The organism is Curtobacterium sp. MCBD17_040, assembly GCF_003234805.2.
Taxonomy (GTDB): Bacteria; Actinomycetota; Actinomycetes; order Actinomycetales; family Microbacteriaceae; genus Curtobacterium.
This window is the reverse complement of record NZ_CP126274.1, coordinates 229,120-254,309: the sequence shown is the minus strand read 5'-3', so window position 1 is coordinate 254,309 and position 25,190 is coordinate 229,120. Positions and strand designations below refer to the sequence as shown.

41 protein-coding genes are annotated in these 25,190 nt (G+C 67.6%); 29 read left to right on the top strand and 12 right to left on the bottom strand.

Features of this window, described 5'->3' with window-relative positions; translation table 11 throughout:
- Positions 1-340: 340 nt before the first annotated feature.
- The 8 genes from DEI94_RS17440 to DEI94_RS17405 all read right to left on the bottom strand — a co-directional run bounded on the left by DEI94_RS17440 (position 341) and on the right by DEI94_RS17405 (position 5,381).
- Positions 341-904 (bottom strand): RNA 2'-phosphotransferase, encoded by a 564-nt coding sequence (locus DEI94_RS17440; protein ID WP_146249471.1) that lies wholly within the window; start codon positions 902-904, stop codon positions 341-343.
- A gap of 453 nt (positions 905-1,357) precedes the next feature.
- Positions 1,358-1,732 carry a hypothetical protein gene (locus DEI94_RS17435; RefSeq protein ID WP_111026678.1) on the bottom strand — a complete coding sequence of 125 codons (375 nt, stop codon included), beginning with the start codon at positions 1,730-1,732 and terminating at the stop codon, positions 1,358-1,360.
- Positions 1,729-2,163 (bottom strand): hypothetical protein, encoded by a 435-nt coding sequence (locus tag DEI94_RS17430; protein WP_111026679.1) that lies wholly within the window; start codon positions 2,161-2,163, stop codon positions 1,729-1,731. The genes DEI94_RS17435 and DEI94_RS17430 overlap by 4 nt, the downstream gene beginning before the upstream one ends.
- Positions 2,163-2,744, bottom strand: coding sequence for a hypothetical protein (locus DEI94_RS17425; RefSeq protein ID WP_111026680.1), 582 nt, complete (start codon positions 2,742-2,744; stop codon positions 2,163-2,165). The genes DEI94_RS17430 and DEI94_RS17425 overlap by 1 nt, the downstream gene beginning before the upstream one ends.
- A gap of 58 nt (positions 2,745-2,802) precedes the next feature.
- Positions 2,803-3,129 (bottom strand): hypothetical protein, encoded by a 327-nt coding sequence (locus DEI94_RS17420; protein ID WP_111026681.1) that lies wholly within the window; start codon positions 3,127-3,129, stop codon positions 2,803-2,805.
- A gap of 28 nt (positions 3,130-3,157) precedes the next feature.
- A complete protein-coding gene (locus tag DEI94_RS17415) occupies positions 3,158-3,604 on the bottom strand; it encodes a hypothetical protein (RefSeq protein ID WP_146249472.1) in 447 nt (148 codons plus the stop codon).
- 4 nt (positions 3,605-3,608) lie between these two features.
- Entirely contained in the window at positions 3,609-4,295 is a 687-nt protein-coding gene (locus DEI94_RS17410; RefSeq protein ID WP_146249473.1) for a hypothetical protein, read from the bottom strand.
- Positions 4,296-4,388: 93 nt separating this feature from the next.
- A complete protein-coding gene (locus DEI94_RS17405) occupies positions 4,389-5,381 on the bottom strand; it encodes a hypothetical protein (protein WP_111026684.1) in 993 nt (330 codons plus the stop codon).
- A gap of 123 nt (positions 5,382-5,504) precedes the next feature.
- Here DEI94_RS17405 and DEI94_RS17400 point away from each other — a divergent pair, with 123 nt between their 5' ends.
- The 4 genes from DEI94_RS17400 (at position 5,505) to DEI94_RS17385 (ending at position 8,528) form a co-directional block, all read left to right on the top strand.
- Positions 5,505-6,011, top strand: coding sequence for a hypothetical protein (locus DEI94_RS17400; protein ID WP_111026685.1), 507 nt, complete (start codon positions 5,505-5,507; stop codon positions 6,009-6,011).
- 45 nt (positions 6,012-6,056) lie between these two features.
- Positions 6,057-7,703, top strand: a complete 1,647-nt coding sequence (locus tag DEI94_RS17395) for a helicase associated domain-containing protein (RefSeq protein ID WP_111026686.1) — start codon at positions 6,057-6,059, stop codon at positions 7,701-7,703.
- Between the two features lie 28 nt (positions 7,704-7,731).
- Positions 7,732-7,878, top strand: a complete 147-nt coding sequence (locus tag DEI94_RS17390) for a hypothetical protein (RefSeq protein WP_181441794.1) — start codon at positions 7,732-7,734, stop codon at positions 7,876-7,878.
- 155 nt (positions 7,879-8,033) lie between these two features.
- Entirely contained in the window at positions 8,034-8,528 is a 495-nt protein-coding gene (locus DEI94_RS17385) for a hypothetical protein (RefSeq protein WP_284183774.1), read from the top strand.
- A 25-nt stretch (positions 8,529-8,553) separates the two neighbouring features.
- On the opposite strand, the gene DEI94_RS17380 is transcribed toward DEI94_RS17385, so the two are convergent.
- Both DEI94_RS17380 and DEI94_RS17375 read right to left on the bottom strand, forming a co-directional pair.
- Positions 8,554-8,838, bottom strand: coding sequence for a hypothetical protein (locus tag DEI94_RS17380; RefSeq protein ID WP_146249475.1), 285 nt, complete (start codon positions 8,836-8,838; stop codon positions 8,554-8,556).
- A gap of 125 nt (positions 8,839-8,963) precedes the next feature.
- Positions 8,964-9,428: a hypothetical protein gene (locus DEI94_RS17375; protein ID WP_111026689.1), complete on the bottom strand. Its 465-nt coding sequence runs from the start codon at positions 9,426-9,428 to the stop codon at positions 8,964-8,966.
- Positions 9,429-9,505: 77 nt separating this feature from the next.
- Between DEI94_RS17375 and DEI94_RS17370 the strand changes: the two genes are divergently transcribed.
- The 9 genes from DEI94_RS17370 to DEI94_RS17330 all read left to right on the top strand — a co-directional run bounded on the left by DEI94_RS17370 (position 9,506) and on the right by DEI94_RS17330 (position 15,105).
- The gene (locus DEI94_RS17370; RefSeq protein WP_146249476.1) at positions 9,506-9,868 is read left to right on the top strand and encodes a hypothetical protein; all 363 of its coding nucleotides are present in this window, start codon (positions 9,506-9,508) and stop codon (positions 9,866-9,868) included.
- Positions 9,869-10,226: 358 nt separating this feature from the next.
- Positions 10,227-10,616, top strand: coding sequence for a hypothetical protein (locus tag DEI94_RS17365; RefSeq protein WP_146249477.1), 390 nt, complete (start codon positions 10,227-10,229; stop codon positions 10,614-10,616).
- Positions 10,616-10,978: a hypothetical protein gene (locus DEI94_RS17360; protein ID WP_111026692.1), complete on the top strand. Its 363-nt coding sequence runs from the start codon at positions 10,616-10,618 to the stop codon at positions 10,976-10,978. Before DEI94_RS17365 ends, DEI94_RS17360 begins: the two co-directional genes overlap by 1 nt.
- Positions 10,979-10,985: 7 nt before the next feature.
- Positions 10,986-11,354: a hypothetical protein gene (locus DEI94_RS17355; RefSeq protein ID WP_146249478.1), complete on the top strand. Its 369-nt coding sequence runs from the start codon at positions 10,986-10,988 to the stop codon at positions 11,352-11,354.
- A gap of 670 nt (positions 11,355-12,024) precedes the next feature.
- A complete protein-coding gene (locus DEI94_RS17350; protein WP_111026695.1) occupies positions 12,025-12,909 on the top strand; it encodes a hypothetical protein in 885 nt (294 codons plus the stop codon).
- 89 nt (positions 12,910-12,998) lie between these two features.
- Positions 12,999-13,154 (top strand): hypothetical protein, encoded by a 156-nt coding sequence (locus DEI94_RS17345; protein WP_181441796.1) that lies wholly within the window; start codon positions 12,999-13,001, stop codon positions 13,152-13,154.
- A 59-nt stretch (positions 13,155-13,213) separates the two neighbouring features.
- Positions 13,214-13,705, top strand: a complete 492-nt coding sequence (locus DEI94_RS17340; RefSeq protein WP_111026696.1) for a hypothetical protein — start codon at positions 13,214-13,216, stop codon at positions 13,703-13,705.
- Between the two features lie 43 nt (positions 13,706-13,748).
- A complete protein-coding gene (locus DEI94_RS17335; RefSeq protein ID WP_111026697.1) occupies positions 13,749-14,666 on the top strand; it encodes a hypothetical protein in 918 nt (305 codons plus the stop codon).
- Positions 14,623-15,105, top strand: a complete 483-nt coding sequence (locus DEI94_RS17330; RefSeq protein ID WP_111026698.1) for an N-6 DNA methylase — start codon at positions 14,623-14,625, stop codon at positions 15,103-15,105. Before DEI94_RS17335 ends, DEI94_RS17330 begins: the two co-directional genes overlap by 44 nt.
- A gap of 15 nt (positions 15,106-15,120) precedes the next feature.
- On the opposite strand, the gene DEI94_RS17325 is transcribed toward DEI94_RS17330, so the two are convergent.
- On the bottom strand, positions 15,121-15,549 hold the full coding sequence (locus tag DEI94_RS17325; protein WP_146249479.1) for a hypothetical protein: 429 nt from the start codon (positions 15,547-15,549) through the stop codon (positions 15,121-15,123).
- Between the two features lie 180 nt (positions 15,550-15,729).
- Between DEI94_RS17325 and DEI94_RS17320 the strand changes: the two genes are divergently transcribed.
- The 14 genes from DEI94_RS17320 (at position 15,730) to DEI94_RS17255 (ending at position 22,533) form a co-directional block, all read left to right on the top strand.
- Positions 15,730-16,656, top strand: a complete 927-nt coding sequence (locus DEI94_RS17320; protein WP_111026700.1) for a DNA adenine methylase — start codon at positions 15,730-15,732, stop codon at positions 16,654-16,656.
- Positions 16,657-16,719: 63 nt separating this feature from the next.
- Positions 16,720-16,914, top strand: coding sequence for a hypothetical protein (locus DEI94_RS17315; RefSeq protein ID WP_111026701.1), 195 nt, complete (start codon positions 16,720-16,722; stop codon positions 16,912-16,914).
- Positions 16,915-16,922: 8 nt separating this feature from the next.
- On the top strand, positions 16,923-17,360 hold the full coding sequence (locus DEI94_RS17310) for a hypothetical protein (protein WP_111026702.1): 438 nt from the start codon (positions 16,923-16,925) through the stop codon (positions 17,358-17,360).
- A gap of 48 nt (positions 17,361-17,408) precedes the next feature.
- A complete protein-coding gene (locus DEI94_RS17305) occupies positions 17,409-18,056 on the top strand; it encodes a hypothetical protein (protein ID WP_146249480.1) in 648 nt (215 codons plus the stop codon).
- 140 nt (positions 18,057-18,196) lie between these two features.
- Positions 18,197-18,406, top strand: coding sequence for a hypothetical protein (locus DEI94_RS17300; RefSeq protein ID WP_111026704.1), 210 nt, complete (start codon positions 18,197-18,199; stop codon positions 18,404-18,406).
- A gap of 31 nt (positions 18,407-18,437) precedes the next feature.
- The gene (locus DEI94_RS17295) at positions 18,438-18,620 is read left to right on the top strand and encodes a hypothetical protein (RefSeq protein ID WP_111026705.1); all 183 of its coding nucleotides are present in this window, start codon (positions 18,438-18,440) and stop codon (positions 18,618-18,620) included.
- Between the two features lie 131 nt (positions 18,621-18,751).
- A complete protein-coding gene (locus DEI94_RS17290) occupies positions 18,752-19,057 on the top strand; it encodes a hypothetical protein (protein ID WP_111026706.1) in 306 nt (101 codons plus the stop codon).
- Positions 19,054-19,422 carry a zinc finger domain-containing protein gene (locus DEI94_RS17285; protein ID WP_146249481.1) on the top strand — a complete coding sequence of 123 codons (369 nt, stop codon included), beginning with the start codon at positions 19,054-19,056 and terminating at the stop codon, positions 19,420-19,422. Before DEI94_RS17290 ends, DEI94_RS17285 begins: the two co-directional genes overlap by 4 nt.
- Entirely contained in the window at positions 19,419-19,706 is a 288-nt protein-coding gene (locus DEI94_RS17280; protein WP_111026708.1) for a hypothetical protein, read from the top strand. Before DEI94_RS17285 ends, DEI94_RS17280 begins: the two co-directional genes overlap by 4 nt.
- A 311-nt stretch (positions 19,707-20,017) precedes the next feature.
- Positions 20,018-20,662 (top strand): hypothetical protein, encoded by a 645-nt coding sequence (locus DEI94_RS17275; protein ID WP_146249482.1) that lies wholly within the window; start codon positions 20,018-20,020, stop codon positions 20,660-20,662.
- Positions 20,644-21,351 carry an RES domain-containing protein gene (locus DEI94_RS17270; protein ID WP_146249483.1) on the top strand — a complete coding sequence of 236 codons (708 nt, stop codon included), beginning with the start codon at positions 20,644-20,646 and terminating at the stop codon, positions 21,349-21,351. Before DEI94_RS17275 ends, DEI94_RS17270 begins: the two co-directional genes overlap by 19 nt.
- Before the next feature lie 87 nt (positions 21,352-21,438).
- Positions 21,439-21,663, top strand: coding sequence for a hypothetical protein (locus DEI94_RS17265; protein ID WP_111026710.1), 225 nt, complete (start codon positions 21,439-21,441; stop codon positions 21,661-21,663).
- Positions 21,664-21,709: 46 nt separating this feature from the next.
- Positions 21,710-22,075, top strand: a complete 366-nt coding sequence (locus DEI94_RS17260) for an antitoxin Xre/MbcA/ParS toxin-binding domain-containing protein (RefSeq protein WP_111026711.1) — start codon at positions 21,710-21,712, stop codon at positions 22,073-22,075.
- A 77-nt stretch (positions 22,076-22,152) separates the two neighbouring features.
- On the top strand, positions 22,153-22,533 hold the full coding sequence (locus DEI94_RS17255) for a hypothetical protein (RefSeq protein WP_111026712.1): 381 nt from the start codon (positions 22,153-22,155) through the stop codon (positions 22,531-22,533).
- 11 nt (positions 22,534-22,544) lie between these two features.
- Here DEI94_RS17255 and DEI94_RS17250 read toward each other — a convergent pair whose 3' ends face one another.
- Positions 22,545-23,345 (bottom strand): GIY-YIG nuclease family protein, encoded by an 801-nt coding sequence (locus tag DEI94_RS17250; protein WP_181441798.1) that lies wholly within the window; start codon positions 23,343-23,345, stop codon positions 22,545-22,547.
- A gap of 77 nt (positions 23,346-23,422) precedes the next feature.
- Here DEI94_RS17250 and DEI94_RS17245 point away from each other — a divergent pair, with 77 nt between their 5' ends.
- Positions 23,423-24,529 (top strand): ATP-grasp domain-containing protein, encoded by a 1,107-nt coding sequence (locus tag DEI94_RS17245; protein ID WP_111026714.1) that lies wholly within the window; start codon positions 23,423-23,425, stop codon positions 24,527-24,529.
- A gap of 145 nt (positions 24,530-24,674) precedes the next feature.
- A complete protein-coding gene (locus tag DEI94_RS17240; protein ID WP_181441799.1) occupies positions 24,675-25,058 on the top strand; it encodes a nuclear transport factor 2 family protein in 384 nt (127 codons plus the stop codon).
- Positions 25,059-25,190: the final 132 nt, after the last annotated feature.

Sequence of the window (25,190 nt, the reverse complement as noted above, 5' to 3'; positions counted from 1 at the left end):
GCCTCGTGACGGGGCGTGGAACGTCGAGAACCGATACCGCAACCCAGGACCGAAACGTGGATCGGGACAGGTCCGGGCCCGTGCTCAGGTGCACGGAGAGGCGTCCGCGGAGTCCGTCTCGTCCCTTCGCTCGACCTGCGTACACCGGCACGCCGTCCCGGAACCAGCCGTACACGCCGAGGGTGACCGGGATGTCCTGCCGCCGTAGCGTCTTCGGGTTATGCCGGTCGGCGCTGCCGAGTTCCCGCCACAGCGGGAAGCGGACGGGGTCGCTCGGTGCGTCAGGAACAGTGTCAGCGTCGTCAGAGGTCACAGCAGGATTCTCCCGCGCCGGCGAACCTCACCGCTCGGTTGGATCGACGACAGCGAGGAACGTCCCGGGCACGTGGTCGGCTAGCGTGACCTGGTCGTGGCCTTCGTAGAACTTCACTCCGTCAACGACGGCGCGGCGGGTGTCAATGCGCAGCAGCAGCGGCCACGACGCTTTACGCCGCCCCGCTTGCAACGCCAGTTCCGGGTCGTTGATCAGGTGCACGTACTGCCGTCCCATCGGCAGCAGCCCGACGTCTCGAATCGTCGGCCACAGCTTCGGCGCAGTTGCATGCCACAGTGGCCCGTCGGGCAGCACCTCCCGCTTGCGGATGCGTTCAGGCACTGAGTGGCCGTACTGCGCCCGGATCCGGTTCCCGTCGAGCGCGTACCGCTGTTTGTCGGACTCCGCCACAACGCGACGAACGTCAGCGTCGGTGACATCCGGACGGCCGGCAGCGCGGAGACCCCGAACCAGGTCACGGAGCGGCACCGACCCGTCGGCGGCCAGCTCGAGGCCGTACTCCTCCGGCGCGTGCCGAAGCGCGCGCGACATCGCTCGGGATAGGCGGACGTCGTCTTTACTGCTTGCCACCGTGTCACCTCCGCGGGTTGTTCTGTTCAGGTCTGGTCGGCGTAGACGTCGGCGTACCAGAGATGCATGCCGGGGCCGTGGCGGTCGTTCTGCACGATGAGCTCGTGGTCGCTGTCCGTGCCGCCCTCACGCTGCGCGCGGATGTGGACGCCGTTGCGGTGTCGGTGAGGTGTGATGACCAGCTGTGTGCCGTTCGGGAGCGTAACGCCGATGTTGCCGCTCGGACGGGGCTGTCACGTGTTCTCGTCGGTTAGCGCGGTCAGCGCGTCGGCCTCGGTTCATCCGGGACGTACTGCCAGAACGGCCGGCCGGTGTCCTCGTACCGGTTCGAGAGCCACCATGAGCCGCCCGATCGCACCCACGCGCCGACCGCGTACCACCGGGCGGGAAGCAACGGCGGCTTCCCGTCGCGGCGGAGGAGAACCCGAAGCGGCGTGTACCGACGCCGACTCATCAGCTCCACCAGCCGAGCTTTGCTGCGAGTTCGGCGCTTTCAGCGTCGATGAGATGGCGAAGCGGGCCCGGCTCGCCGAACGCATGCACCGGGTGGTGGCAGGTGCGCTGCTCGCCCTTGTCGTAGTCGCACGGCTCGTCCATCCGCCACCATGTCGGGTCGTCGGTCGGTGAGCAGCGGGCGATGGTCCAAGGGGCGTCGTCGATGGCCGCGGGGCGGATGGTGACGACGTCGTTGGTGAATGTGGCGGTGGTTTCGATGTACTGGTTCCGGGCGTCGTCGCCGTCGGTGGCGAGGAAGTGGCGCTTGTCCTCGCCCCACTTGCCGCGGGCGATGACGACGTACGGGATGGCGGTATCGGTGGTGGTGCTCATCGGTCGGTGGGCTCCTCGGGAACAGGGACGTCGAACACGTTGACGGCCGGCGTGCTGTCGAGCAGGTCGTAGAAGTCCTGATGCGGCAACGGCACTCCTTCGACGAGCGCCTTCTTCTCGAACATGCGCCACACCTTCGTGTCGTCGCAGAACGGGCAGTCGGCGTACAACCGCTTGCCGCCGCCGTGCTCGTCGCAGGTGTTCGCCTGGTTGCGGATGCGGGCCGCGACCGTGACGGCGACGTCCCGCCACTGCTCGCGGGTGAGCTTCTTCTGGGCGTCGGTGACGATCGCTTCCCGGTACACGTTCATCGCCCGGGTGTCGTTGCAGGCGCCACAGCCGTCCACCGGGTTCTGGTGCTCTCCGCACTCGTGGTACGCGAGGTTGATGGCGATGCGTCGAGCGATGCTTTCCCAGCTGAATGACGGCATCACGCGCCTGCTCGGACGTTAGTGAGGTAGTCGGCGGCGAGGTCCTGGTAGAGGGCGAGAGTGTCCTCCGGCAGTGGGAACGTGACCTTGTCGTGCGCGGCGAGGACCTTCGCGACCTCGGTGATGGTGGCGGCCGCGTCGGCGCTGCTGACGGTGCCTGCGGCGACGGCGCTGTTGTCGGTGGGCACGGCTGGCTGCCACGGTTGGTTCAGTGGGGCAGCGGTGACCGTTTCGGGGAAGTTCAGGGCGGCCAGATCGGCGTCGCGGACCGTGCGGCCCAGGTCGTAGAGGATCCCGTCGAGCCACACCTGGTCTCCGGACGCTGACAGTCGGGCGGTGTGGCCGGGCGCGGACACCTCGTCGCTGTTCGGCTCCCATTCGAAGTCTGGGTCGAACGCTTCGAGGTCGTAGGGCGTGCGCGGGCCGACGACGGTGAGCCGCACAACATGGTCGAGGTGCATCTGCTCCGACCGGTCGGCGGCACGGTACCCGATGTACAGGGTGCGGTCAGCGGTGACGTAGTTGTCCCACTCCCCCGTCTGCCGGTCGGAGTAGCTGCTGATGCGATCGATGGTGGTCACGGCAAAAGCTCCTTGCATGCGATGGTGGTGTGACGGGCGTCTGGGCGGGCCGGCGGGTTCAGTCGGTGCCGGGGATCAGCAGCGTGCGGTAGTTCGCCCACTGCCGTTCGCCGCCCTCATCGTGCTGAACCACCACTTCGATGTCCCGGGCCCGGTAGGTCTGCGACCACGACGACCCCACCTTCTCGAAGATGCCGGTGACCGTCGCCGTACCCTCCGCGTGCGCGCTCCAGAACTGCTCACCGCTGTTGTGCACACGTGCGCCAACGGTGATGCCGTTCACCTCATCGATGGGCTGGTAGCCGCGGTCGGTGAGCTGTTCTGCGGCGGGGCGAGCGAGCCGCTCGAGGAGAGAAGCGTTGGCGGAGTCGAAGTCGTCGGTCATGGTGCTCCTATGCGCGGACGGTTGCCGGTCACTGCGGCGACTGCGAGGCGAGGTCCCGGCACTGCTGACAGAACTCGACGGTCGACGTGGTCAGCGCCCGCTGCTTCGTCCGCGTGTACGCATACGTGTCGTGCTCGTCGCAGGACACCAGCCACCGCTTCCCACCAGTCGGTTCGACGCCGAGGGAGGCGACGCTGGCGACGGTTACCGGCAGGCCGGTCTCCTTCGAGGTGCGGCTGATGATGGTTGCCTTGCGGCGGCGGGCGGAGGTCCGGCAGTCGTCGCAGAAGTCAGGACCGTTGACCCGCAGCGCCTGCGTCTTGTTCTCGGAGTACACCAGCGTGTCGTGCGCGTCGCAGAGCGTCACCCATTCCAAACCGTCATCGGGGTCGAGGCCCAAGTCCTCGGCATGACCGACGCTGAGACGAGTGCCGGTGATCCGCGACGTCCGGCTGACAACGCTGCTGCTGCTCATGTCGTCATCTATGCGCGGACGACTCGTCAACGGTGCGAACCAGGAACCGAGCGAGGAGGTCGGGCAGGTTCGGCACCGCCTTCAGCCACTCGACCGTCTCAACATCGGCCTGCTCACGGTCGACGTCGAAACGTGACTCCGGGTGGTCCGCGGCGTTCTGCTCAACGACGTCGGCGATGTAGTCCCGAAACTCCTGGGCCACGGAGGTTGGAGCATCCCCGAGGACGACGAGTGGCTGCTCGGCCGGCCAGTTGATGAAGGTCCGGACCGCGATGGGGTCGCGGGAGACGCGACGGTCGATGAACCGTCCCGTGTCGACAAGGATGACTTCTCGCAGCTCGACGTCGTCCCCGAGGTCCGACCAGAACGGCAGCTGGTGTTCGTACCGGCCGATGCTTCGCGCTCCCATCCCTGCAGGAACCGCAGTGTCGTAACTGGGGTAAAGACCGAGCAGGTTGGAACGCTGCCCCCAGTGCACCGTGAACCGGTACGCGGCTGGGTGCCAGAGGTTCCGTGCGGCGAGCTCTGCGGCGACCTGTTCCGCTGCTTCCCGTTGCTCTGCTCGGCGGGCGCGGTCCTCGTCGGCTTCCCGCTGTGCTCGCTCTCGTGCTTCCTTCTCCGCCGCTGCCGCCGCAGCGGCTTGCGCTGCAACGTGCTGTTGCGCGCGTTGGAGCCGCTCGTCGAAGTCCACAGCTCAAGGCGTACCGGACGGGCCGACTCCCCACAAGATCCGGCGACATCAGGGCACGGCGGCGGCCACGAATCCGCAGCCGCCGCCGTGGCGCTACTTCCCGTCGGAGGCGTTCTTCCGGGCGCGGGCGGCGGATTTCAGCGCCTTTAGCTCCGCGGAGAGCGCTTCGTGCCGCGGTTCGTAGGCGACGCTGTACTCCTTGAGGTACTTCGTCAGCGCCTTCTCCCGGATGACCGCCGTCTGCTCCTCGATGGTGACGCCGTGGTACGCGGCGAGCGCTTCGAGGTTCTGCTGCAGGTGCGGGGCGTAGGAGTCGATGTCCATGCGTCGGCGGACCGCGCGGGTGTCCGTGTCGAACTGGGCTCCCCACGGGTAGGCGTTCTTCGCCCGCTCCGCGTCGCGGTCCTCGAGCTCGCTGCGGAGAACGTCGATGGTGAGGGCGACGGCGCCGGAGGTGACGGTGGTGATGTTCGTCGCTTCGGCGTTGTACTGGTCGTAGACGGGCTTCCCGTCGGGGTGGATGACGGTCTTCGCGGCCTTCTTCGCCGCGCGGTCCGCCGCCGCTCGTTCACGCTCGAGGCGGCGTTCCTGCTTCTGCCGCTCGTCCTCGGAGAGGATGCGGGTTTCGCGGGTGAGGGTCTCGGTCGGAGCCGACGGGAAGCACACGGTGCACGCTCTGACGCCGGCGTCGTCGACGACCTCCGCCTCGTCGTGACCGGAGTACTGCGGCAGCCACTCGAACTGCGTCGTCGGGAAGCACGTGGAGCAGCTCATCGTCTTGTGAACGTGGCCGTCGCTGCTGGTCACCGCGAGGAACGCCCGCGTCCACGGCCGTCGCTGGTACTCGTCGTCGAGCGGCTTCGCCTCAGCACGAAGTTCCTCCAGACGCGCCTCGCCCTGCTCGATCGTCTCCTGCAGGCTGGCGACGGTGCGCTGGTAGTAGCTGTCGCCCTTCCGCACCCGCTCGGTGAAGTACGTCAGCTCCTTGCGCTGAGCTTCCTGCTTCCTCGAAAGGCCGAACGCCTCCTTGTACATGGCGGCAAGCGCCGTGTCGATGTCCACCGGGGTGCGCTGGGTGATGTCCATGTCTCCTCTATGCGCGGAGGAACACCGAATCGTGCGCTGCGCTGCGCTCCGCTGCTAGATCGTACGATCCGGCAGGTCCGCGCATACCGACACTGCTGGTTCACGCGGAAACGGGAGGATGCGATGGCTGCCACATGGGCTGAGACCGCCGGTCGGTTGAGTCGGAACGAGTACCCGGAGGCGCTGGCTGTTGCCGCGTTGCAGGACGAGACGCTGACGGAGGTGACGGAGGTCGCCGCTGGTATCGAGCAGGCGTGGACGACAGCGGAGTGGCCGGCGCGAGCTCTTTCGGTGCAGCTCTGGCTGTACCTGTTCGAGCGGGTCATCGACAACGGCGAGTACCTCCGGGACGCGCAGGTACGCCCGCTCACGGACCTGCCGGAGCTGCTCACGCTGTACCGCGGCGCGACGCAGCAGCACGCTGTCGGCATGTCGTGGACGGACGATCTCGACCGTGCGCGGTGGTTCGCGGGCCGGTTCAACGACGTCGGCGGATCCACGGGTGTCGTGTGGACGGTGACCGTGCCGCGGGAACTCGTCCTCGCACGGTTCGACGGCCGCGGGGAACGGGAGTACGTCCTCGACGTGACCATGTTCGGGGAGGACGAAGTCACCTCGTTCGGCGGGTGAGCGGCCGGGTTCCCGGCTGCCGATTTCTCCGCGCATAGACCTGTCATGACTTCGAACCTCACCGAGCACCAGACGCTCGCACTCGCCGCAGTCCTCGACTACGCAGCGGAGCACGGCCACACCCAGATCCCCACCGAGTACACCAACGGCTCCGGGCTGCGGCTCGGCATCTGGGTGAAGAACGCGCGCGCCCGCCACCGCACCGACGGGCTGAACCCGGCCGTCGTCGCTGCCCTGAACCTCGTTCCCGGTTGGGAGTGGAGGAACATCCGGGGACGCTCGGAGGCCTCGACGCGTCGGAACGCGAACAACCTCCGGCACCTCGACGCGTTCGTTGCCGAGCACGGACACGCCTCCGTCCCCCAGCACTACAAGTGCGACGACGGGCACCCGCTGGGACAGTTCGTGAAGGGCATCCGGAAAGGCCGCAACGAGGGTCGTCGCACGCCGCTGATGGACGCGGTCGCTGCCCGCCCCGGCTGGGTGTGGAAGGCGTCGAAGAAGAACCGGACCGTCACAGCCGACGGCACCATCACCTTGAACGGTGAGGACCCGTTCGAGGAGCGGGTTCGCGCGCTGCGGCTGTTCGCACACCAGCACGGTCACACGTGCGTGCCGCGGGCGATGACCACCGCGACCGGCGTTCCCCTGGGCGATTGGGTTGGGTCGCAGCGAAGCATGTATCGAATCGGTCGGCTCAGTAGCCGACACATCGCGGTCCTCGAGCAGGTCCCGCACTGGCAGTGGAGGGTGAACGCGCACGAAGCGCGGTGGTTCGACGCTTTCAACGAACTCTCCGCGCACGTCGCCGCGACCGGTAAGTCCCTGCCAACGATGAGGTTCATCGCCCCGAGCGGCCACCACCTCGGTAAGTGGGTGGTCCAGCAGCGGTCGCAGTACCGGGCCGGGCAGCTGCGTGAGAGCTTCGCGGCGCTTCTCGAGACGCTGCCCGGGTGGACGTGGAACAACCGCAACGACACGTTCGACCGGCAGTACAACCTGCTGCTGACGTTCGCCACCGAGCACCCCGGATGCCACTACCCGGCTGACGTCCAGCGGTGGACGGACCGGCGCCGCTCCGAGTACGCGAGCGGAAGCATGGATGCGGAGCGCATCGTCCTCCTCGAGCAGGTGCCCGGCTGGTCCTGGCTGACCATCCGCGGCAAGGTCCCAGCCACGAGTAGGAAGCGCCGTCCCAGCTCAACCCGCCGCACCACTCGCGCAGCGCTGGGGAAGCCGATGTCGGACCGGCAGCGGGAGAACATCGCGCTCCTCACCGCGTACGCCGCCGAGTACGGCCACACCCGCGTCCCCCGCGACTACGTCACCCCCGACGGTGTCCGCCTCGGCCTCACCGTCAAGAACCTGCAGGACAGGCGAGCCAGTTTGCACCCCGACGTCGTCGCAGCGTTGGAGACGCTGCCCGGCTGGACGTGGTGGAAGGTCGCCGCGCAGGCCACCGACGCAGCCCTCGCAGCGCTCGACACCTTCATCGCCGAGCACGGCCACGCCGCCGTTCCCGCCGACGAGGTCGTCAACGGTGTCCCGCTCGGCGACCAGGTCCGCTCCTGGCGGGTCGCCGCCCTCGCCGGCACCCTCAACACCGCTCTCATGCGTGAGCTGGAGACCAAGCGCGGCTGGAAGTGGACGCTCCGCCACGCCTCCCGCGCTTCCGTCACCCTCGCCGCATAGAACCCGTCGTCAACGAAAGGACACCGCAATGACGTTCCTCAACCCGTTCGGTCAGCCGCAGCAGCCCGGCCAGCTCGGCATCGACTTCGACGGCGACCTCGAGATCGGCCTCGGCGGCGGCTTCGCCGTCGACGTCGAAACCGGCGACCTCGAGTACGACGGCTTCGACATCTGACGCGGCGCCCGCAGCGGACGGTAGGTCAGCTACTGTCTGAACCGTCCGCTGCGGCGACAACAGGGGGGCTCGAGCTGCAGACAGCAGGCGACGAGGAGTCGTTACGGGCGCTGCAACGCGACCCGAACGCTGTTGCGTTCCACGCCTCGTACCGGGTGGGCCCCCTCGTTGAGTACCGCATCACGGAAGCGAAAGTGGTGCTCGGGGCTCGACGGTCCCGGTTCGGGTTCCTACGGTACGTGCTGAACGCCGTGCAGCTGGCGCTCCTGCTGGTGTGGGTCCTCGGCGTCATCCGGAACCCAACCGACCCCTCGCCTTGGATAGCCGGCGTCCTCGGCGGCGGCAGCCTCCTCTACTTCTTCCTCTCCTTAAACATCCCGGTGACCCGCGCTCGACCCGCAGCGCATCGGTTCACGCGCGGGGAGACCGCGACGGCCAGCATCCGTGACGGCGTCTACACGGTTCGGCGCGGCGGACGTGACTACCGGCTGAACCTCGCCGACCTCTTGCGCGTGGAACGGGCTGTCGGGATCGTGTTCCTGAAGCTCCACAACGGGAAAACCATCTACGTACCCGCGGCGCTGTTCCCGGGACGGCGCTTCCTTCGCGCCCTGTCGGCCACCGAACCCGTCGGCGCACAACCCAGCTGACCCGCTCGCGCCGGTACGAGCCCGGTCACCCGCGGGAGCGGTGCCCTTCGTTCTTCGGCAGGTGTGCTGGCACGTCCGCATACCGGTCCCGGCCGCGGGCTTTCAGCTGCCGGGTGGTCACCTGGTCGCGGCGCACCCACGCTTCCTGCAGCACACCTTGGAACCCGAGCTGCACCAGAACCGCAACGTCGGACCGGCGGACGGCGAACACCGGCAGCCGCAACTCCCCGAACTCCCGAAACGGCACCACCGCCCACACCGGCACCGGCTCCGGCAACGCCGCGCTCTCACCACGCTCCCCCTCGGGCACGCTGAGCGGCTCGGGAAGCTCCCGCTCCGGATGCGTCGGAGGAGACCACCGGTACCCACTGTCAGCCACAGCACCATCGTCCACCACAGCACTGACGGCGGGGCGGCTGAGCGGACCCGGGGCTGTCAGAGACGGAACCCGGGATGGCGCGCTGCCAGCCTGACACCGGTGACGACTGCGACGGCGCCGGCCACGGTTAGCGTGAGGAGTCCGAACCAGGCGATGTCGATGTTCGGCACCGATTGCGCTGAGCACACGTCGTGCTGGGCGTGACAAGTCGTGTGGTTGATGAGCGCGAGGAACGCTGCGACGAACAAACCGAGGCCCAGGACCAGGATGAGCGTTCCCCATCTCAAGGCCCGCATCCGCTGCTCCCACAGCTGGCGCTCCTGTTGGCGTTCCGATGCCCGCTTCTCGTCTGTCGCGGCCGCTCGCTGATTCGCAGCCCAGAAGTTTAGGTACCCGCGGAGACGCTGGTCATCGTGAAGTGCCGCGGCCGCCGTATATGGCGGTACCGATAGACCGAGACGCGTCCGTCCCGCTTCGGTCTCGAACTCAGACCGAAACCGCTCGACGCCGTCATCTTCCACACGGTCAGGCTAGTGCGCGAGAACCACTCGTGCCCCACCGCTTACTCGCGTCGAGCTCCTCCGCGCATAGATGCGTCATGAGCAGCAGTGAGAAGCGCACCGTCGTTCCGGAGTCCGTCTACTCGACGTCAGCGTCAGCGGGACATGTCCTCGAGCTTGGTCCTGGGGCGACGGTCGGGGTGATGCCGCATTCGAAGAGGACGGCGAAGCGGTACGACGTCTTCCTCGATGGGGAACGCATCGGTTCCGTGCAGTCGTCGGAGCGTCGCGGTGAGGTGCGGATCCCGGGGATGCGGAACGTCGTGCGTGTCAAGGGCTGGCCGACTGCGTGGCGGTTCTACGACGCCGGCGGTCACACGACGCGACTCGGCCGGACGTTCACCACCCGCGCGGAAGCCATTCACGAGCTCGTGGACCACGTCACACGCCTGCAGGCATGACGTAAGCGGCCGAGTAATGCCACGGCGGGTTGCGCAGGGCCCGCCACGCTCCGTCTCTAGGCTGACGGACGCCGAGCGGGATTGCCGGAGAAAGGAGATTGCGTGTCCGCATTGCTGGCGCTAGCACTGATTGCTGCACCCGCCCTTGCCGTCGGAGCCAACAGCGGCGGCTCACATAAGTCGTCGCCGCTCGTGTGGGTTGTCATTGCGGCAATCGTCATCGTCGGGATAGTTGCCCTCATTCGCACGCTGTCACGGCGCAGCGGACGGCGTTAGCGCTCGCATGCCTCTCAACCGCATGACGTGGAGCTCCTCGATGTTGGCCGCCCTCAGCACAATCGACTTCACTATGGTCGGGGTGGATCCGAATCAGGTGCGCTTCGACGATGTGGAGGACGACGGCACACCGTTCATGAAGGCGACACTCCTGCGAAATTCAGGCGTTGTGGACTGGTTCGCCTCTTTGACCGAGACGGCGTTGACGGTCCGCTTCGACGACGGCAGCACGGAGACACATATAGCGCTCGCGAACGCTGTCCTCCCCCTGTACTCGCAGCAGTTCGAGGTGGACCGCCGCGACGGCGACCTCGTGATGGTCGACCTGGTCGCTCACGCTGACGTCCGGTCCACGTTCCCGGACGGGGTGTTCGGGAGCCGGAGCGCACTGCGAACGGCGACCGTCCGCAGTGGGTTTGGTCTCACTGCCTACAACGGCGTGCTCCTCGAACCGGTCGGAGGCAGTGTCTGATGGGGACCGATTGGGCGACCTTCCTGTCGGACGCGTTCGTTCGCGTCACGTTGCTTGACGCTCACGCGGGTGGGCGCCGCGGCGCCATGGTCGGCGACTGGGCGGCGGTGTCGTTCGCGCCCACCATGGACGATGGGGACAGGGATCTGAACGATGCCCGGCTCATCCTCGCCGGACGCACGCTCGCGCCGGGGGACACCGCTGACGTACCTGTGGCGTACCTGACGCCAGCCGTCGATTCGCCGCTTCCCGCCCGGTGCATGGGTGAAGCTCCGGTCGGGAAGATCATCGGGTCTGGCGTCATCCTCGACGTTCGCGCTGACGACCACGCAGTGCAAACAGCGGGTGAGTTCCGCGCATAGACCCACCGTGACCACGATGAGTGCCGACCAGTCGAACCTTCCCCACCGCAGCGTGTGGCAGCACAAGCGACGTCCGATCACCGCGGTGGTGAACCATGTCCTCGGCGACGACGTTCAGGTCCTGAACGACCGCCGCACTCATCTCCGCTGGCTCTCCGTCAAGGGCTTCGTCCGCGACTACGTCCCGACCGGACGGTTCGAGACCGTGACCGAGACGCTGCCGCTCCGCGACGTGTCGGCACATGACGGTGGCCGCGTCGGCTGCAACCACGCCGGAGGCCGCTGCTCCGAACTCGACGCCGACGACGTGGGCCACGACCTCTACAGCGAGTGCTCCCGGCCGGCGTGCGAGTGCCACCGGCTCATCCGCGACTGAGACCACGAGCCGGCCTTCGGGTTCCTCGCTGCGCGATGCCGGCGGATCAACCGCCGCATCTGCAGCCGGCATGGCGAACGACACGCAGCTTCCCGAGACGACACCGCCCGGACAACGCGGCCTCCGCACACACTCCGCGGCGGGGAACTGGCCTCGTCGGTCGGGAACGAAGCGGGTGTGGGCGGCCGCGACCGTTGCCGTCATCGCCGGCGTCACTCTCACTGGGTGCGTCAGCGCATCGCAGCCGCTTCCCGCCGCAGCCGTCTCGAGCACGTCGACGTTCCGTCCGTCGGCCGCGACCGCGTCGCAGGCGGCGGCCGCTCCGGTCCCGTCGTCGTCCACCGCATCAGTGGCAGCCCCTCAGTCCGCGGGCCCCTCACGCGGTGCGACACCCAGCACAGCATCACCGGCTGCCGCGGCGGCGACCCGTCCCCGTAGCGTCGTCCAGTCTCCGGCGGCGGCGTTCACATCCTCTGCTGCGGCCGGCAGCACCTCCACTGCGGCGGGCGCGAACACTGCGGACGCAACCACGTTCGCGGCACCGCAGACCCCCATCACCATGCTCGGAACCCCCGCTTGGGTTCCCGTCGGCTCAATTCCGAAGGCGCCCACGGTCAGCCGAGGGAAGGGCATCTCCCCCGGCGGCCTCTACGAGAACACCATCAATTCGATGAGCGCCTCCGCGGCGCTCACCGCGTTCCAGGACATGCGCTCCACCGGCGCGCAGTGGGTGCGACTGGACTGCAACTACGCCGGGAACGTCAGCAGCCACGGCGGCGCGACCATCCAGACCATCAAGGAAGCTCGCGCGGCTGGACTGAACGTCCTCGTCATCCTCGGTGACGGCACCGCGCCGATTCCGGAATCCGCGGGTTACCAGGCAACCAACGGGTGGCTGACCATCACGGTCAAGCAGCTCGCCGCGCTCGGCGTTCACACGTTCGAGATCGGCAACGAGGTCAACCTCGGCGCCAACTGGAGCGGCACACCGAACCCCGCGGCGTACACCGCACTCCTCAAAACCGTCTACCCGATGATCCACGCAGCAGACCCGCAAGCGTCGGTGCTGATGGCGGGTATGGCGCCGTACGGGAAGGAGTCCCCCACCCGCAGCGCGCAGTACGGCAACTACCACCCGTTCGACTTCATCTACCAGATGTACAAGGCCGGAGCGCACGGCTACTTCGACGCGGTGAACCTGCACCCGTACTCGTACCCGACGATGCCGGCCGTCTCCGACGGCGGCTACAACATGCTCTCCGTCCTCCCGGACCTGCTCAGTATCATGGCCAGCAACGGTGACAGCGGGAAGAAGATCTGGCTCACCGAGGCGGGTCTGCCCACCGGCACCGACGGCGGATACCCGTCGTACAGCGTCGCTCAGCAGCAGCAGACGATCACGCAGCTGTTCCAGGTCGCCGCGACCTACCCGCAAATCGGGCCGGTGTTCCTCTACGACTGGCAGGACGGCAGTTCCGACGGCGACTTCGGCCTGTACACCACCAACCACACCAAGAAGCCCTCGTACGCTACGTTCGCCGGCATTAACTACTGACCGGCGTTCCGCTCGCTGATCCCGGCGTCAGCCAATCCGTTGGTGTCAGCGGGGCGAAGCGCTACGGTAACGCTGTCAGGGGAGGCGGCGTGCGAGTCATCAACTGGTTGACCCGAGTTCTCGCCACAGTCGCGCAGGGCACCAACGCCGCGGTCGGCGGAGGTCCCGGCGCGCCCCTCGACACCGCGCAGAAGCAAGCGGAAGCAGACGCCGCCCATCGACGTCGCCGCGACTACCGGCCGTGACGCGGCGCCTCACGCAGGATCCCGTCACATCGTCAGCATCATCCGCGCATAGCAGTACCGTGAACGCCGCCGAGAACTCACCCGCGAAGTTGACCGACATCGCTGCGCCGAAGTGGTCCAGCTGGAACTTCGAGACCTATGACGAGCAGCACACGGTGCAGGTCGGCCCGAAGCAGCACATCGGCGAGCCGACGGTGAAGCGGACGTCTCTGAAGCGCTACGACGTATTCCTCGACGGGGAGCACGTCGGCCATGTCGAGCAGACGGAACGAAGCGTTGGTCACAAACCTCGGGGCCTCCGCTACGCCACACGCGTTACCCACAGCATCGAATGGGTGTCCTATGACCTCGCTGGGAACGGCTACCCCCGCCTGTCCAAGAAGCAGCGGAACGAAGCCGTGTACGAACTGGCTCTCGACACCATCCGCAGCCGCCGCGAGAAGCAGCGTGCTGCGAGCCTCGGCCGCCTGTGGCAGCCGCTCGATGTGCCACCGGAGAAGGACGACCTCACTCCCACCAGAGGTAGGCGCATCCGCATAGAGGTGGGGTGACCGACCCTCTCCTGCATGCCGTGCTGCTCCCCCGGAGCCGGCGGTGAAGTTCGACGTCGTCCTGACGAATCCACCGTTCCAGGACTCGACGCGTCGGAACACCACGCCGCACAAGTTGTGGATTGACTTCACGGTGGCAGTGTTCGACCGGCTACTCCGCGACGGTGGAAGCCTCGTGCAGGTGTCGCCAGCGAGTTTCAGCAGCCCGAGCAATGTGGTCCTGACCCTCATGCAGGAGCATCAGACGAAGATGCTGCGCTTCGGCACGGAACATCACTTCCCATCGGTGGCGTCCACGTTCTCCGACTACTGGGTTGTGAAGGCGGAGAACACCGGGCCGACGACGGTGGTCACCGCCGAGGAGCGGTTCGACATCTCGCTCGACCGGTCGGTGACGTATCTGCCAAACGATGTGGGACAGCTGGCGATGGGCGTGCACAAGAAGGTGATGTTCGCCGGGCGGCCGCTTCTCGACGTGCGGTGGGATTACGTCACCTGCCACAACTCGAAGCGACGTGGAGCAAACCCGACGGTCGTCACCGAGCAGACATCGGAGCACCCACATCCGCTGTTCCACACGAACAACATCATCTGGTGGTCCTCCGTCAGGCAGGACTGGGCGAACCAGCCGAAGGTGATGTGGACCCGGTCCGGGTACACGAAGCCGTTCTTCGACGACGGGGTCCTCGGCGGTTCCGACATGGCGTACTACGTGCCGGTGGCGGACGATGCGGAGGGCCGCATCCTCGAAGCGAACCTGAACACGGAGGTGATGCGGTACATCCTCCGCACCGCCAAGTGGGCCGGTTTCGCCAGCGACCGCGTGTTCGCTTCCCTGCCAGACCTTCCCCGGGCCCGGCCGCTCACCGACGACGAGATGAACGCACACTTCAACCTCACCGAACAGGAGGTGGCCCATGTCCGACAGTCTTTGGCTCCGCGTCGCCGAACGGCTCGATGAGCACAGCTACATGAGCGGCGCGGAACGCACCGTCGACCGGGTGAAAGCGACCGGCGAAGTGTTCACCCCCACCGCACTCGTCGTCGAGATGCTGCAGTACGTGGACCTCGACGTGTTCGCGCCGGGTCAAACCGTCCTCGACCCAGCCTGCGGTGACGGGCAGTTCCTCGTCGCCGCGAAGTGGGTGAAGGTGCTGCACCACGGCATGGAGGAACCGGACGCCCTCGCCGACCTGTTCGGCGTGGACATCATGCGCGACAACGTCGACCTCTGCCGCCGACGCCTCGGAGGCGGCACCATCCTCATGGGCGACACGCTGCATCCCGACCGGCACCTCGACGGGCAGACCCCGTACGAATGGACGGTCATGCAGTCCCTGTTCGACGAAGCGGCCTCCACGACCCGGAAACGCCGGCCTCGGGAGGGCGAAGTGGCGTAGACACCGGCGACGAGCTCAGACGTATGACGTGTCCACTGCCGCGCCACGCTGCGACTGCCACTCGAGGTACACCTTCGAGTCCGAACCGTGCTCCGCAAGGAGGTCGGCGCCCCGCGCAGCATGCGCAGCTGCGGCCTGCTCGGCGGCGACCGCAGCGCACCGCGCTCGAACGTCCCGCAGCCACTGCTGCACCCCGTCGTCGCCATCATTCACCCAGTCAGTGCTCGTCACGTCGACGATGAACATGTCCCCGCGCATACCGCGCTTGACCCAGTCGAGAAGCTCCGCCGGCGAAGCCGCCGTGTGCAAGAGGACGACGGACCGCTGCGCCCGAATCCACCTCTCGCCCGCCGCGGCGTGCTCATTGAGCATCGTCTCCAGCCAGTAATGCTCTCCCTTGGGCAGGTTGTACGCGATCATCAGCACCCGGGACGGTTCGGCCATGCTCGGAGCGTAGCGACGCCGCAGCGGATCGTCGCGCCAGGCATCCGCGCATAGGGACACCGTGACCTCCCCCACGTCCGCCTACTCCTGCGGGGGCTGCGGCGTCGCCCTGCGCGACCGAGACCGTGCACTGCTCGACCGGCCGTTACCCGCGACCGCCAACGCCTGGGATTCAGTTCGATGACGTCCTCGCGCCGCTACGTCTCACCGCTGCGCTATCCGGGCGGGAAGGCTGCGATGACGTCGTGGCTAGCGGACCTGTTCGCGCAGCAGACCGGGGACCTGCCCGTCGAGGTGTGGTTGGAGCCGTTCGCTGGCGGTGCCGGCGCGGCGCTGACGTTGCTGGACCGGGATGCCGTCAATGAAGCATGGCTGGTAGACGCGAACCCGGGCATCGCCGCGTTCTGGCACACCGTCGTCGACGACGGGCCGGCGCTCGCAGCCCTCGTCGAGCAGACGACGCCAACCCTGACCCTGTACGACGAATGCCGGGCCCTCCTCGTGAACCCGGACGACGCGGACCGGTTCCGCCTCGGGTTCGCCGCGTTCATCGTCAACCGCTGCTCCCGCTCCGGCATCGTCGCACCAACCTCCGGCCCCATGGGTGGCCGGTCCGGCGCCGGCGGCTGGTCCCTCGACGGCCGGTTCAACGCGTCCGCGCTCGCGGACCGCATCCGGCACGTGCACGGGATGCGGTCCCGCCTCCGCGTGCACCACGGCGACGGCATCAGCTACCTCGAGGAGCTCGCCGACTCCGGACTGTCCGACGAGGTCGTCGCGTTCGTCGACCCGCCATACATCCGAGAAGGGAACCGCCTTTACGCGAACGGCATGGACGCCGGCGGGCACCAGCGGCTCGCCGACGCCCTCAACACCTCCCCCGCCAGGTGGGTCCTCACCTACGACGACGAACCAGTCGTCGCCAACCGGCTCTACCCGGAGCGGCGGGTCCTCGGCTACGACATTCGGAACACCGCCAACCGAGCACGCGTCGCCCGCGAATACGCGGTGTTCTCCGACAACCTCGACGTCCGCGGACTCAGCACACCACTCCGAGGACTCAACGCCGAGTGGGTGCGCGCGGCGGCGCGACCACGGGCTGCGTGACCCGGCAGCGCCCTGGAACGAGCCAACGCCCTGCACGAAGCGCTGAGCGACCTGGAGAACTCCGTGATCGTTCTCGCCTGCGCCAGCGCCGGCGCGTACTACGAAAGCGTTCGGAGCCTCAAGGAACAAGTCGGCGGCCTGATCTCCGCACTCACGACAAGCACCGGCGAACAGGTGCGGAACGACATCGACCTCATGTCCTCCATCTCCCTTTCGCAGCCTCCGCGGCGAATCGTCGATCACCCAGTCGTCGCATAGGTGCTGGCGTGACCGTCATCTTCGAAAACCGTCGCCGCAGGTCCCGGCTGGACCACTGGACCGTGGAGCTCAGCGGCCCCGTGTTCGTTGTCGCCGCAGGCGTCCTTCTACTGCTGCCAGACAGTCCCGCGCTGAGCGTCACACGGCTGGCGGTGCTCGCGGCGCTCCTCATCGCGCAGTTCCTGCGCGGCTGGGCGGGCGCCGAGCGACGCGACCGGATGAAGCAGGACAGCGTCGCCGCCACCCGCGGGAGGAAATGGTTACGAGCGCTGCGGTTCACGGCGGCGGTCCTCATGTGGGTGTCGTTCGTCGCAGAGCAGGTGCACGCCGGTCCCGTCCACGCCGTCGCGGCCGCCGCGTTCGCTGTCTCCTTCACCGGACTCGGAGTCGCGGATGGCGTCACCGTCATCCTCGACCGTCGCGCCGGCAGGACCGGCCCCCACTAGGACGCGGGTCATGACGATGAGTCGGCGAGGCGACAGAATGCTCCAAGCATGGAACAGACAGCGCCCAGCCAACCTCGGCATCGAGCGGGAGAACTCGGGGCACCACCGACCGTGGCGCCGGCACGGACGCCGTGGCAGGGTGTCGCCATCTGGGGCGGCAGGGCGCTGCTCGCTCTGACGGTTGCGGCAGCCGTGCTCACTGCCGCAACACGCGACCAGTGGACCATGCGGGGCTTCGATGACATCGGCTCTCCGACCAGCCCCATACCGAACGTGGCGCTGGGGATGACGCTCGCAGTGGGAGTCATCTGGCACTGGGTGTTCGGACTGAGCGCGATACCCGAAACATGCTGGCGAGAGGGCGGCACGCTCGTTGCGCCGACGGTGTGGGGCCGACGACACATCCAACTGCGGGGCGCCCTGGTCATACCGTTCCGGTTGTTCAGCCAGTCGGGCACCCTGCATGGGGCGTTCCTGGTGGATCGTCGAGCCCGCCCGATCATGCTGCTTGAACCGTTCCAGTCGTCTGGACCCACCCGGGTGCAACGACTGACGGGGCAGGTCCGCCCGGCCACATTCCGGCAGGCAGCCGTGGAATACCTTGCCGGCGCGATGTGGGGGTTCATGACGGTAATTGCTGTGGGCATCCTGCTTGGAGTGCTCGACGTCTGCACGGGCGCGATGGGGCACCCCTGAGGTTCGGAGAGTCTCCGGGTACTCCTTGCGACCGGGGCGCCACGACGATAGGCGCGGCCCGTTAGCGAGCGGGCCGCATCCGCACGTCTCGCTCCGCGCATAGAAGTTGTGTGACGATGAAGGGAACCAAGGAGACGACGATGGCAGAGCAGAAAACGCCGCGATTCAGCTTCGAACAGCACCCGAACCTCGGCTACGTCGTCCACGCAGACGGGCAGCACGTCGGAAGCGTGCAGCAGCAGGACGACGGCAAGTGGTACGCCCGAGCCGACTACCACAAAGCGCCGACTCCGTGGCGAACCCGCCGTACCGCCGCAGAGGAGCTGCAGCGCATCGCACGCGGCCGCTGAAGAACACCGCCGTACAGGTACGCTCAGGCCTGTGTTCGCATCGCGCCGCCTTTCGCTGATCTTCCTCGTGGTCGGTCTGGTGGACATTGTGTTCGGAATAGCGATTCTGGCTCTGCCTGATGACCGCAGCGCTGCGCCGATCATCCTCGTGGTCGGAATGCTCCTTCTACTTATCAGCGTGCTACTTGACCGCCGCGACCGGCGCAAGCTCTGAGCCCGGCGTTCCTTCGTTCGCCAGGCGCGGAAGCGGTTTCTGGCGACAAAGTGGGGCCCGGCTGAGTGAGCGTCCAGCGCAGCTCCGAATGGCAGAGCCGCGCGAGATGCGGCTCCGCGCATAGAAGGGGCGTGACCACCACCCGTGAGCCCGTCATCCCCTGCGATGGCCGTTGCCTGTCAGCGGCCGACGTCGGCCTTGGTGAGTACGGGGGCGCGGTCGCTGTCGCGGACCCGTGGTGTTCCCTGCATGGCAGCGACGACGCGATCGAGCAGAACCTGCAGAACAACGTCGACTCGAAGGCTCGTCTCGTCGCAACTCCCGACCACGGCGACCAGTACCGTGACGGGCTCATCCAGGCGGAACGGGAGCTCGCCGAGTTCCGTGCAGCGCGCGCCGCGGGAACCACGCATCACAGCATTCTGGCGGCCGAGTGACCACGTCGCTGACAGTGGTCTGCCCGGAGTGCGGCGCACGGCAGGGGAAGGCATGCCGGACCGCGTCTGGCGCCAGCAGCGCCCCGCACAGCCTCCGTCGTGACCGTCTCGCTGACGTCCGGCAGGTCAGTGACGCGGTGTACTTCCTCCCCTACGGCGACCCGCGACTCGACCTTCCGGCGGGTGACCTCATCGTCGGTCGCCGCTACGTCCCCGACCCGACCCTTGTCGTCGGCATCCGCCGGCTCACCGACGGGCAACCGCTCAACCACCGCATCCTCACCCGTGCGTACTGGGTCGGCTGGGAACCCGACTTCAACCCCGACCTGTTCGACCCCGCCGAAGCGCTCGAGGCGTTCACATGACGACGCTGGCCGACCTGCGTGACGCGCACACGCTCCTCGAGGACCTCATCACCCAGCCCGAGAACGCCGGCGAGCCCGCGGAGGGCGAGCGGCTGCCGACCGCCCTCGTCGCCACGATCTGCAGCCCGGAGGTCCTCCGCGTCCTCCTGCACACGCTCGAGGACGCCGTGACGCAGCTGACCGACGCCGGCGGCCGCCTCGACTCCTGCGACGAACCCGGCGCCATCTACACAGCCCGCGCCCTCGCCCTGACGCTCCTGCACCGCGACACCACCACCCGCTGACGACAGACCAGTTCGTATCGCCCGCGGCTTGGGAGGACGTGGGGCGGCGAGCCAGCATGCCGCCCGTCACCTCCGGGCAAAGAAGTGGCCCGGGTCCTGGGCCAACAGGACCCGGGCAGCGGAAGTGCTCTCCAGGCGGGTTGCCATGGAGTGAGCTCCTAGTAACTCCAGGTCGACAGCGTAGGGCGACCGTGTGACAGCTGTAACGCCGCCTGGGGCAAGCGTCGCAACGCAGCGTGAGGTTGGCGTGGTTGGCGGTCTCGCGCGTACACTGAGGTTGTCGAGGTTGGCAGCCAGGGAAGGGGTGCCGCATGGCAGCAGTAGGTGACGTGCAGGAGCTTCCGGACGCCGCCGGCATCCTCCGGTACCGGAAGGTGCTGGGTGAGACGCTCAATCGTCTGATGAGCGAGGACGAATCGTTCGCGAGCTCCCTCCGCATCCCCGCGGTGCAGGCTAACCGTCGCACCCGTCTGGCGATGCTGCTGCTGGAGCAGGTCGCTGGTGGCGACTTCGACGATGTGCTCGAGCAGGTTTCCCCGGAGCAGTTGGCTGCTCGGTTTGAGGTGGCTGCCGGGCACGGGGCACACGCTGCGGCGCAAGCTGTCGGCCCGGTGTTCACTGCGGCGGGGCTTGCGCAGTGGAAGGGCGTGTCGAAGGAGGCGCTGCGGAAGGCGCAGAAAGCCGGGCGGCTGCTCGGGTTCAAGAGCGCGGACGGGGTGCTGCTGTACCCGCAGTTCCAGCTCAACGAGTACGGCGAGTACCTCCCGCATCTCAAGGAGGTGCTGGCGGTCATCGACCCGAACCGGGTGGACGACGGAGGGTCCGCGGTGTGGCTGAACCGTCCGTTCCCCTCGCTTGGCGGGCGGACCGCAGCGCAAGCGTTGTGGGACGGGGACGTCGAAGCGGTGCTGGACGTGGCGCGAGAGATTGAGTGGGTGTGGCAGACGGCGAGCTGACGCACAGCGACTACGCGCTCTGCGACCCGTCCGACTCCCTGAACTACGCCGACTTCCCCACCAGGGAAGCGCCGCCGATGATGTTCCGCGCGAAGGCGAAGAGCAACAGCGCCTGGTACTTCTCCTCCGTAACGGCGGGGAGCCACGGAAAGCAGAACGGCCGGTTCGACCTGCCCGCTCCGCGGGGCACCTGCTACTGGGCGGCCGACGCAGCGACCGCGCTTCGGGAGCGGCTCGGTCCGAATCTCCTCGCTGAACCCGGCAGCATCCCGCAGTACCTCCTCGACGCTGCGGACATCGCCTCCGCCGACGGCGCTCCCGGAGCGTTCGCGGACCTCGGCAGCCCGGACGCTGTCACCAAGTTCGGTGTGACCGGGGAACTCAGTAAGACCGCCGACTACGTCCAAGCGCGGAAGTACGCCCTGGTGTTCGACGCGGCAGGGCTCGCCGGGATCTTCTACGGCGCACGGTTCAGCGGCGACCAGCCACCGAACGCCCTCGCCATCTTCGGCGACCAAGGCGCCGACCCGACCCGGCAGGTGGACCCCGCCACCATCCCCGCGCTGACCGTCGCCCGACAGATGGGCCTCACCGTCATCCCAGCGCCAGCGAAGAACACGGCAGCAGCTCTCAACGTCCTCGACCCAACCACCATCCCAGCGATGAAGCGACGCGACGACGAAGCGTAGACGGGCGCTGAGAGGTGCACCGCCCTATCGCGAGCCCGCGCATAGAAGTCGCATGATCTCGGCAAGCAATCGACCTGGACTCCGCTGATGGAAGGCAGTGTCTACGTCGTGTTCAAGGTGTCCTTCTGGTTCTGTGCTGTCGCAGCCGGCTGCATCTCGCTCTTCATGCTGTTCTCGGCGGTGATGTCGCAGGTCGAGCAGCCGTGGGGATTCAGCCAGGACCTCATCGCCACGGTACTGATGGGCGCATTCGGCCTCTGCTGCGGCGGCCTCTCCTACGCGCTCGGCTGGCTCGCCATCACCCTCGACTGACCTCCGCCGCGAGCGCCGGCCGAACCATTTGGTGCAGGATCTGGCCATGGAGATGGCGACGCTCGATGACCTGGTCGGCCCGTTCCGCACGGTCGACGGCGTAGTAGTGTTCCTCGGCACTGATGCTGCTGAGGTGGAGGCTCGGGTCGCTTCCGGCGTGCTGCTGTGCGTGCAGTCCGGGGATGGTCGCCTGATGTTCCCCGCGTTCCAGTTCGATGCCCTCCGGCAGCCGCTGCCACACCTCCGGGCGGTCCTCGCCGCGTTCGATGCCGACCCCCGTGATGCCTGGGCTGCGGCGCTCTGGCTCGCGCAACCAGACCATGATCTGAATGGCCGCACGCCCGCGGCAGCCCTCCGGTCAACGGATGCCGACTTCGTCGTCGAACTGGCGCGACGCGCGGCCGACATCTGAACCCGCCCCGCCCGGTTCGCCGTCGTTCCGCGCATAGACACTGCGGACGACAACGCCATGACTTCGAGGAGACGACGATGAGCAAGCTGCGGGACGCGTTGCGTGAGCACCGCATCTACAACTCGGTCGAGCTCGCGAAGGCGTACAAGGCGGCGACCGGTGAAGCGCCGGCCTTCATCACCTTCAGCAAGGGTGGGACGTGGGACTTTTCCGGCCACCGCGTCCTCCGCTCCGGGTACCTTACCGACCCGAACAGCGGGTTCCCGCTCGACCGGAACAAGCGCTTCCACGGACGCACCGCGTCCGGCCCGTCCCTCGACGAGGCAAGGGCGTGGGCTGACGCCCGGTACGGCGAGGCGGAGTGGGTGAAGCTGCCCGGGTTCACCGGCTGCCTCTTTCCAAAGGCGATGGCGGACTGGGCGAAGGACCTCTCGAAGACGGCGCCGACGAGGTCCTGACGGCCAGCGACCTAGTCGGTCGCGAACTCGCTGCGTCCGGTGTAGATGGTGCGGAGGCCGACAGTTCGGGCGATGACGTCGAGGTACGCCTCGTTCGTGAGGAACCATTCCTCGCCCGTGCTCTTGCTGACGCGCCGCGGGTTGTGGTGGCCAGCGGCGTGCAGCAGGTCCTGGAAGATCCGTTCCACCTGCTCCGGGCTCCGGTCGCCAGTGCTGTATGCGCGGATGAGTGCGAGTGGCTCGGGGATGTGCGTGCGGGCGTTGCTGGCATGGGTGCGGATCCGACCGCCGATGTTGATGGACTGTCCAACCTTGATCAGCGTGTTGCCGCGTTCCGGGTCGACGGGGGACTCGAGGTACCAGCCGTAGGAGAAGGCGTAGATGCCTGGCACGCCGTCGAGTTCGGCGAGCGTGGTGGCTGCTTGCTGCTGCTCCTCCGCTGCTTCGGATGCAGCTTCGACCGGGTCCTCGTCCGCGCCGGCGGCTTCGATGGCGGCTCGGTTCTTCAAAAGCAGGTCCATCGCTGACGGTGAGAGCACGCCGCGGCCACGAGTGATCTGGGAGCGGAACACGCTGAGGACCTGGCGGCGGAACGTCGGTCCCGACACCGGTCGGCCGTCCAGGAGCGCGTCAATCATCCGTCGTGCGTTGTAGACGAACGCAGACGACGCCACGTTCAGGTCCGCTGCCACCTCATCCGGTTCCATTCCCGGTCGGCGGAACACATCTCCGAGACGTCCCTTGTCCCCGGCGAGCAGCTGCTCGACCTCCTGCCGCGGTGACAGCGACTCAGACGCATCAACATCGTTCACGCCGGTGAGCGTACTGACCGGCGACGTGCCCAGCATCATCATCGCCCCGTGGGGCTTTCTCCGCGCATAGGAGGACCATGCCCGTTGATGACGCTGACCTGTTCCTTTCGCTGCCGCGACGTGGGCAGCCGACGGTGCGCGCTGAGGACCATCTGACTGAGGAGCGGAAGGCGAACTTCCGTCGCACGTGGGCGGAGCACATCGAGCCGGTGACGCAGCCGGGCGCTGACGACTTCGAGGATTTTTACGAGGAGGCGGCGCGGTTGGATGCAGCGTTGTGGGCGTTCCGGCCGCGGCATGTGTGGATGGCGGAGTACCGGGAGGGGACGGCGCGGAACCTCGGTACCGGCGAAGTGGTCCCGCTCGTGCAGGTGCAGCATCTGCGACGGTACGGCGGGCAGCCGTCCACCGGCAGCACGGGTCTGCCGGAGCTCGTCTCGGAGTATGAGGTGGAGCGGTATCACCGGTTCCAGGCGTTCCGGAACCACGCCGGCCGTCCCCTCGTCCTCGCCGGCACCGACCTGCACGGTGATGGTCTGGAACTCGTCGACGCGGTCCGGCAGGTGGCCGCGCAGGGTTACCGGGAGGTGGTGGTGAAGGTCACCCGGGCGAAGTACGGCATCGCCGCCATCGATATCGCCCCGCATCACACCGACGCCGACATCGAAGCTGCGCTCTCGGACGGTCTCGATTGGGCGCTGGTGTCGCAGGGCGGCCGGCCGGACGCGTTCCTCGTCCAGGGCCGAGTTCCGATGCGGTTCGAGTACCGGGTGTTCGTCGTGGGCGGTGTGCCCGTCACCGGCGCCGGCTGCATTGAGGAGCACACGCCCGCGAACCACCGGTGGGACAGGTTCGACACCCGAGTCCGCGAGCACCGCTCCGACCCGCACTCCCCCGTCGTGGAGGACCCGGTGTTGGTGCGCCGACTCGTGCAATTCGCGGGAGAGGTCGCCAAGCAGTGGAAGGCGGAACGTCCGGACCTCGGCACCGCCGTCATCGACGTTGCCCTCGACGGCGAAGGCGAACCACTCGTGGTGGAGTTCAACGGGCTCCTGAGCTCCGGCTTGTACGCCTCCGACCCGCGCGCGGTCACCGTCGCCGTCGCCGCTGACCCACAGCTTCCCTCCCTCGAGGAGCGAGTCGTTGGCCGCCCCGTCATCGTGTCGCAGCTATTCGGCGAGTGACCGGGTCAGCCACCCCAGGAGTGGGGGCGGCGGGCAGTCCAACCCAGTTCGTACTCTTCGGTACGTTTCTCCCATGGGGGAAGTTGAGCTTCGCGCAGCGTGGTCGGAATCGATTCGGCTGCCGTGGCTGCCGTACCGTCGAGCCGTGGCCGACCCGACACCAGTCCCGGTGCCAAGCGTCGTCACCGCAGAGGACGCGCTCCTGGAAGCGATGCGCACCGGCGACGTTGCCCGCCTTGACGCGTTGACTGCGGACTGGGCGGTGTTCCACAGTCCGAACGGCATGACCGTGTCGAAAGCAGATGACCTCGCTGCGTACGCGTCCGGGCGGGTGCGACTCGAACGAGTGCACGTCCTCACCCGTCAGCATGCGGAACACGACAGCATCGGGCAGACAAGCATGCTCGCCCACGTCACCGTCCTCAGCAACGGCGACCGCATCGACGCGACCCTGTCGTGGACTCGAGACTGGGGACTGTTCTCCGGCGAATGGCTCCTCGTCGCCGCCACCCTCGCCGTCACCCGGTAGCGACACTTGAGGTCCGCTGCGGACTGAACGGCCGGACATGCGGCTCTCAGCTGCACGGCTTTAGCCTCGAGCTCCGTGTCACCCGGAACCGACCGTCCTACTGTTGTCGTGACCAGTGCCGGGAACCGCCGT

Bases quoted from the DNA above. Each gene is read 5' to 3' on its own strand.
- DEI94_RS17370 (WP_146249476.1), top strand. From the start codon at position 9,506: ATGAGCAGCAGTGAGAAGCGCACCGTCGTTCCGGAGTCCGTCTACTCG.
- DEI94_RS17390 (WP_181441794.1), top strand. From the start codon at position 7,732: ATGACGTTCCTCAACCCGTTCGGTCAGCCGCAGCAGCCCGGCCAGCTC.
- DEI94_RS17405 (WP_111026684.1), bottom strand. From the start codon at position 5,381: ATGGACATCACCCAGCGCACCCCGGTGGACATCGACACGGCGCTTGCC.
- DEI94_RS17395 (WP_111026686.1), top strand. From the start codon at position 6,057: ATGACTTCGAACCTCACCGAGCACCAGACGCTCGCACTCGCCGCAGTC.
- DEI94_RS17330 (WP_111026698.1), top strand. From the start codon at position 14,623: ATGTCCGACAGTCTTTGGCTCCGCGTCGCCGAACGGCTCGATGAGCAC.
- DEI94_RS17300 (WP_111026704.1), top strand. From the start codon at position 18,197: ATGGCAGAGCAGAAAACGCCGCGATTCAGCTTCGAACAGCACCCGAAC.
- DEI94_RS17350 (WP_111026695.1), top strand. From the start codon at position 12,025: ATGAGCGCCTCCGCGGCGCTCACCGCGTTCCAGGACATGCGCTCCACC.
- DEI94_RS17325 (WP_146249479.1), bottom strand. From the start codon at position 15,549: ATGGCCGAACCGTCCCGGGTGCTGATGATCGCGTACAACCTGCCCAAG.
- DEI94_RS17255 (WP_111026712.1), top strand. From the start codon at position 22,153: ATGAGCAAGCTGCGGGACGCGTTGCGTGAGCACCGCATCTACAACTCG.
- DEI94_RS17260 (WP_111026711.1), top strand. From the start codon at position 21,710: ATGGAGATGGCGACGCTCGATGACCTGGTCGGCCCGTTCCGCACGGTC.
- DEI94_RS17435 (WP_111026678.1), bottom strand. From the start codon at position 1,732: ATGAGCACCACCACCGATACCGCCATCCCGTACGTCGTCATCGCCCGC.
- DEI94_RS17245 (WP_111026714.1), top strand. From the start codon at position 23,423: ATGCCCGTTGATGACGCTGACCTGTTCCTTTCGCTGCCGCGACGTGGG.
- DEI94_RS17400 (WP_111026685.1), top strand. From the start codon at position 5,505: ATGGCTGCCACATGGGCTGAGACCGCCGGTCGGTTGAGTCGGAACGAG.
- DEI94_RS17305 (WP_146249480.1), top strand. From the start codon at position 17,409: ATGGAACAGACAGCGCCCAGCCAACCTCGGCATCGAGCGGGAGAACTC.
- DEI94_RS17420 (WP_111026681.1), bottom strand. From the start codon at position 3,129: ATGACCGACGACTTCGACTCCGCCAACGCTTCTCTCCTCGAGCGGCTC.
- DEI94_RS17360 (WP_111026692.1), top strand. From the start codon at position 10,616: ATGGGGACCGATTGGGCGACCTTCCTGTCGGACGCGTTCGTTCGCGTC.
- DEI94_RS17275 (WP_146249482.1), top strand. From the start codon at position 20,018: ATGGCAGCAGTAGGTGACGTGCAGGAGCTTCCGGACGCCGCCGGCATC.
- DEI94_RS17430 (WP_111026679.1), bottom strand. From the start codon at position 2,163: ATGCCGTCATTCAGCTGGGAAAGCATCGCTCGACGCATCGCCATCAAC.
- DEI94_RS17415 (WP_146249472.1), bottom strand. From the start codon at position 3,604: ATGAGCAGCAGCAGCGTTGTCAGCCGGACGTCGCGGATCACCGGCACT.
- DEI94_RS17265 (WP_111026710.1), top strand. From the start codon at position 21,439: ATGGAAGGCAGTGTCTACGTCGTGTTCAAGGTGTCCTTCTGGTTCTGT.
- DEI94_RS17280 (WP_111026708.1), top strand. From the start codon at position 19,419: ATGACGACGCTGGCCGACCTGCGTGACGCGCACACGCTCCTCGAGGAC.
- DEI94_RS17320 (WP_111026700.1), top strand. From the start codon at position 15,730: ATGACGTCCTCGCGCCGCTACGTCTCACCGCTGCGCTATCCGGGCGGG.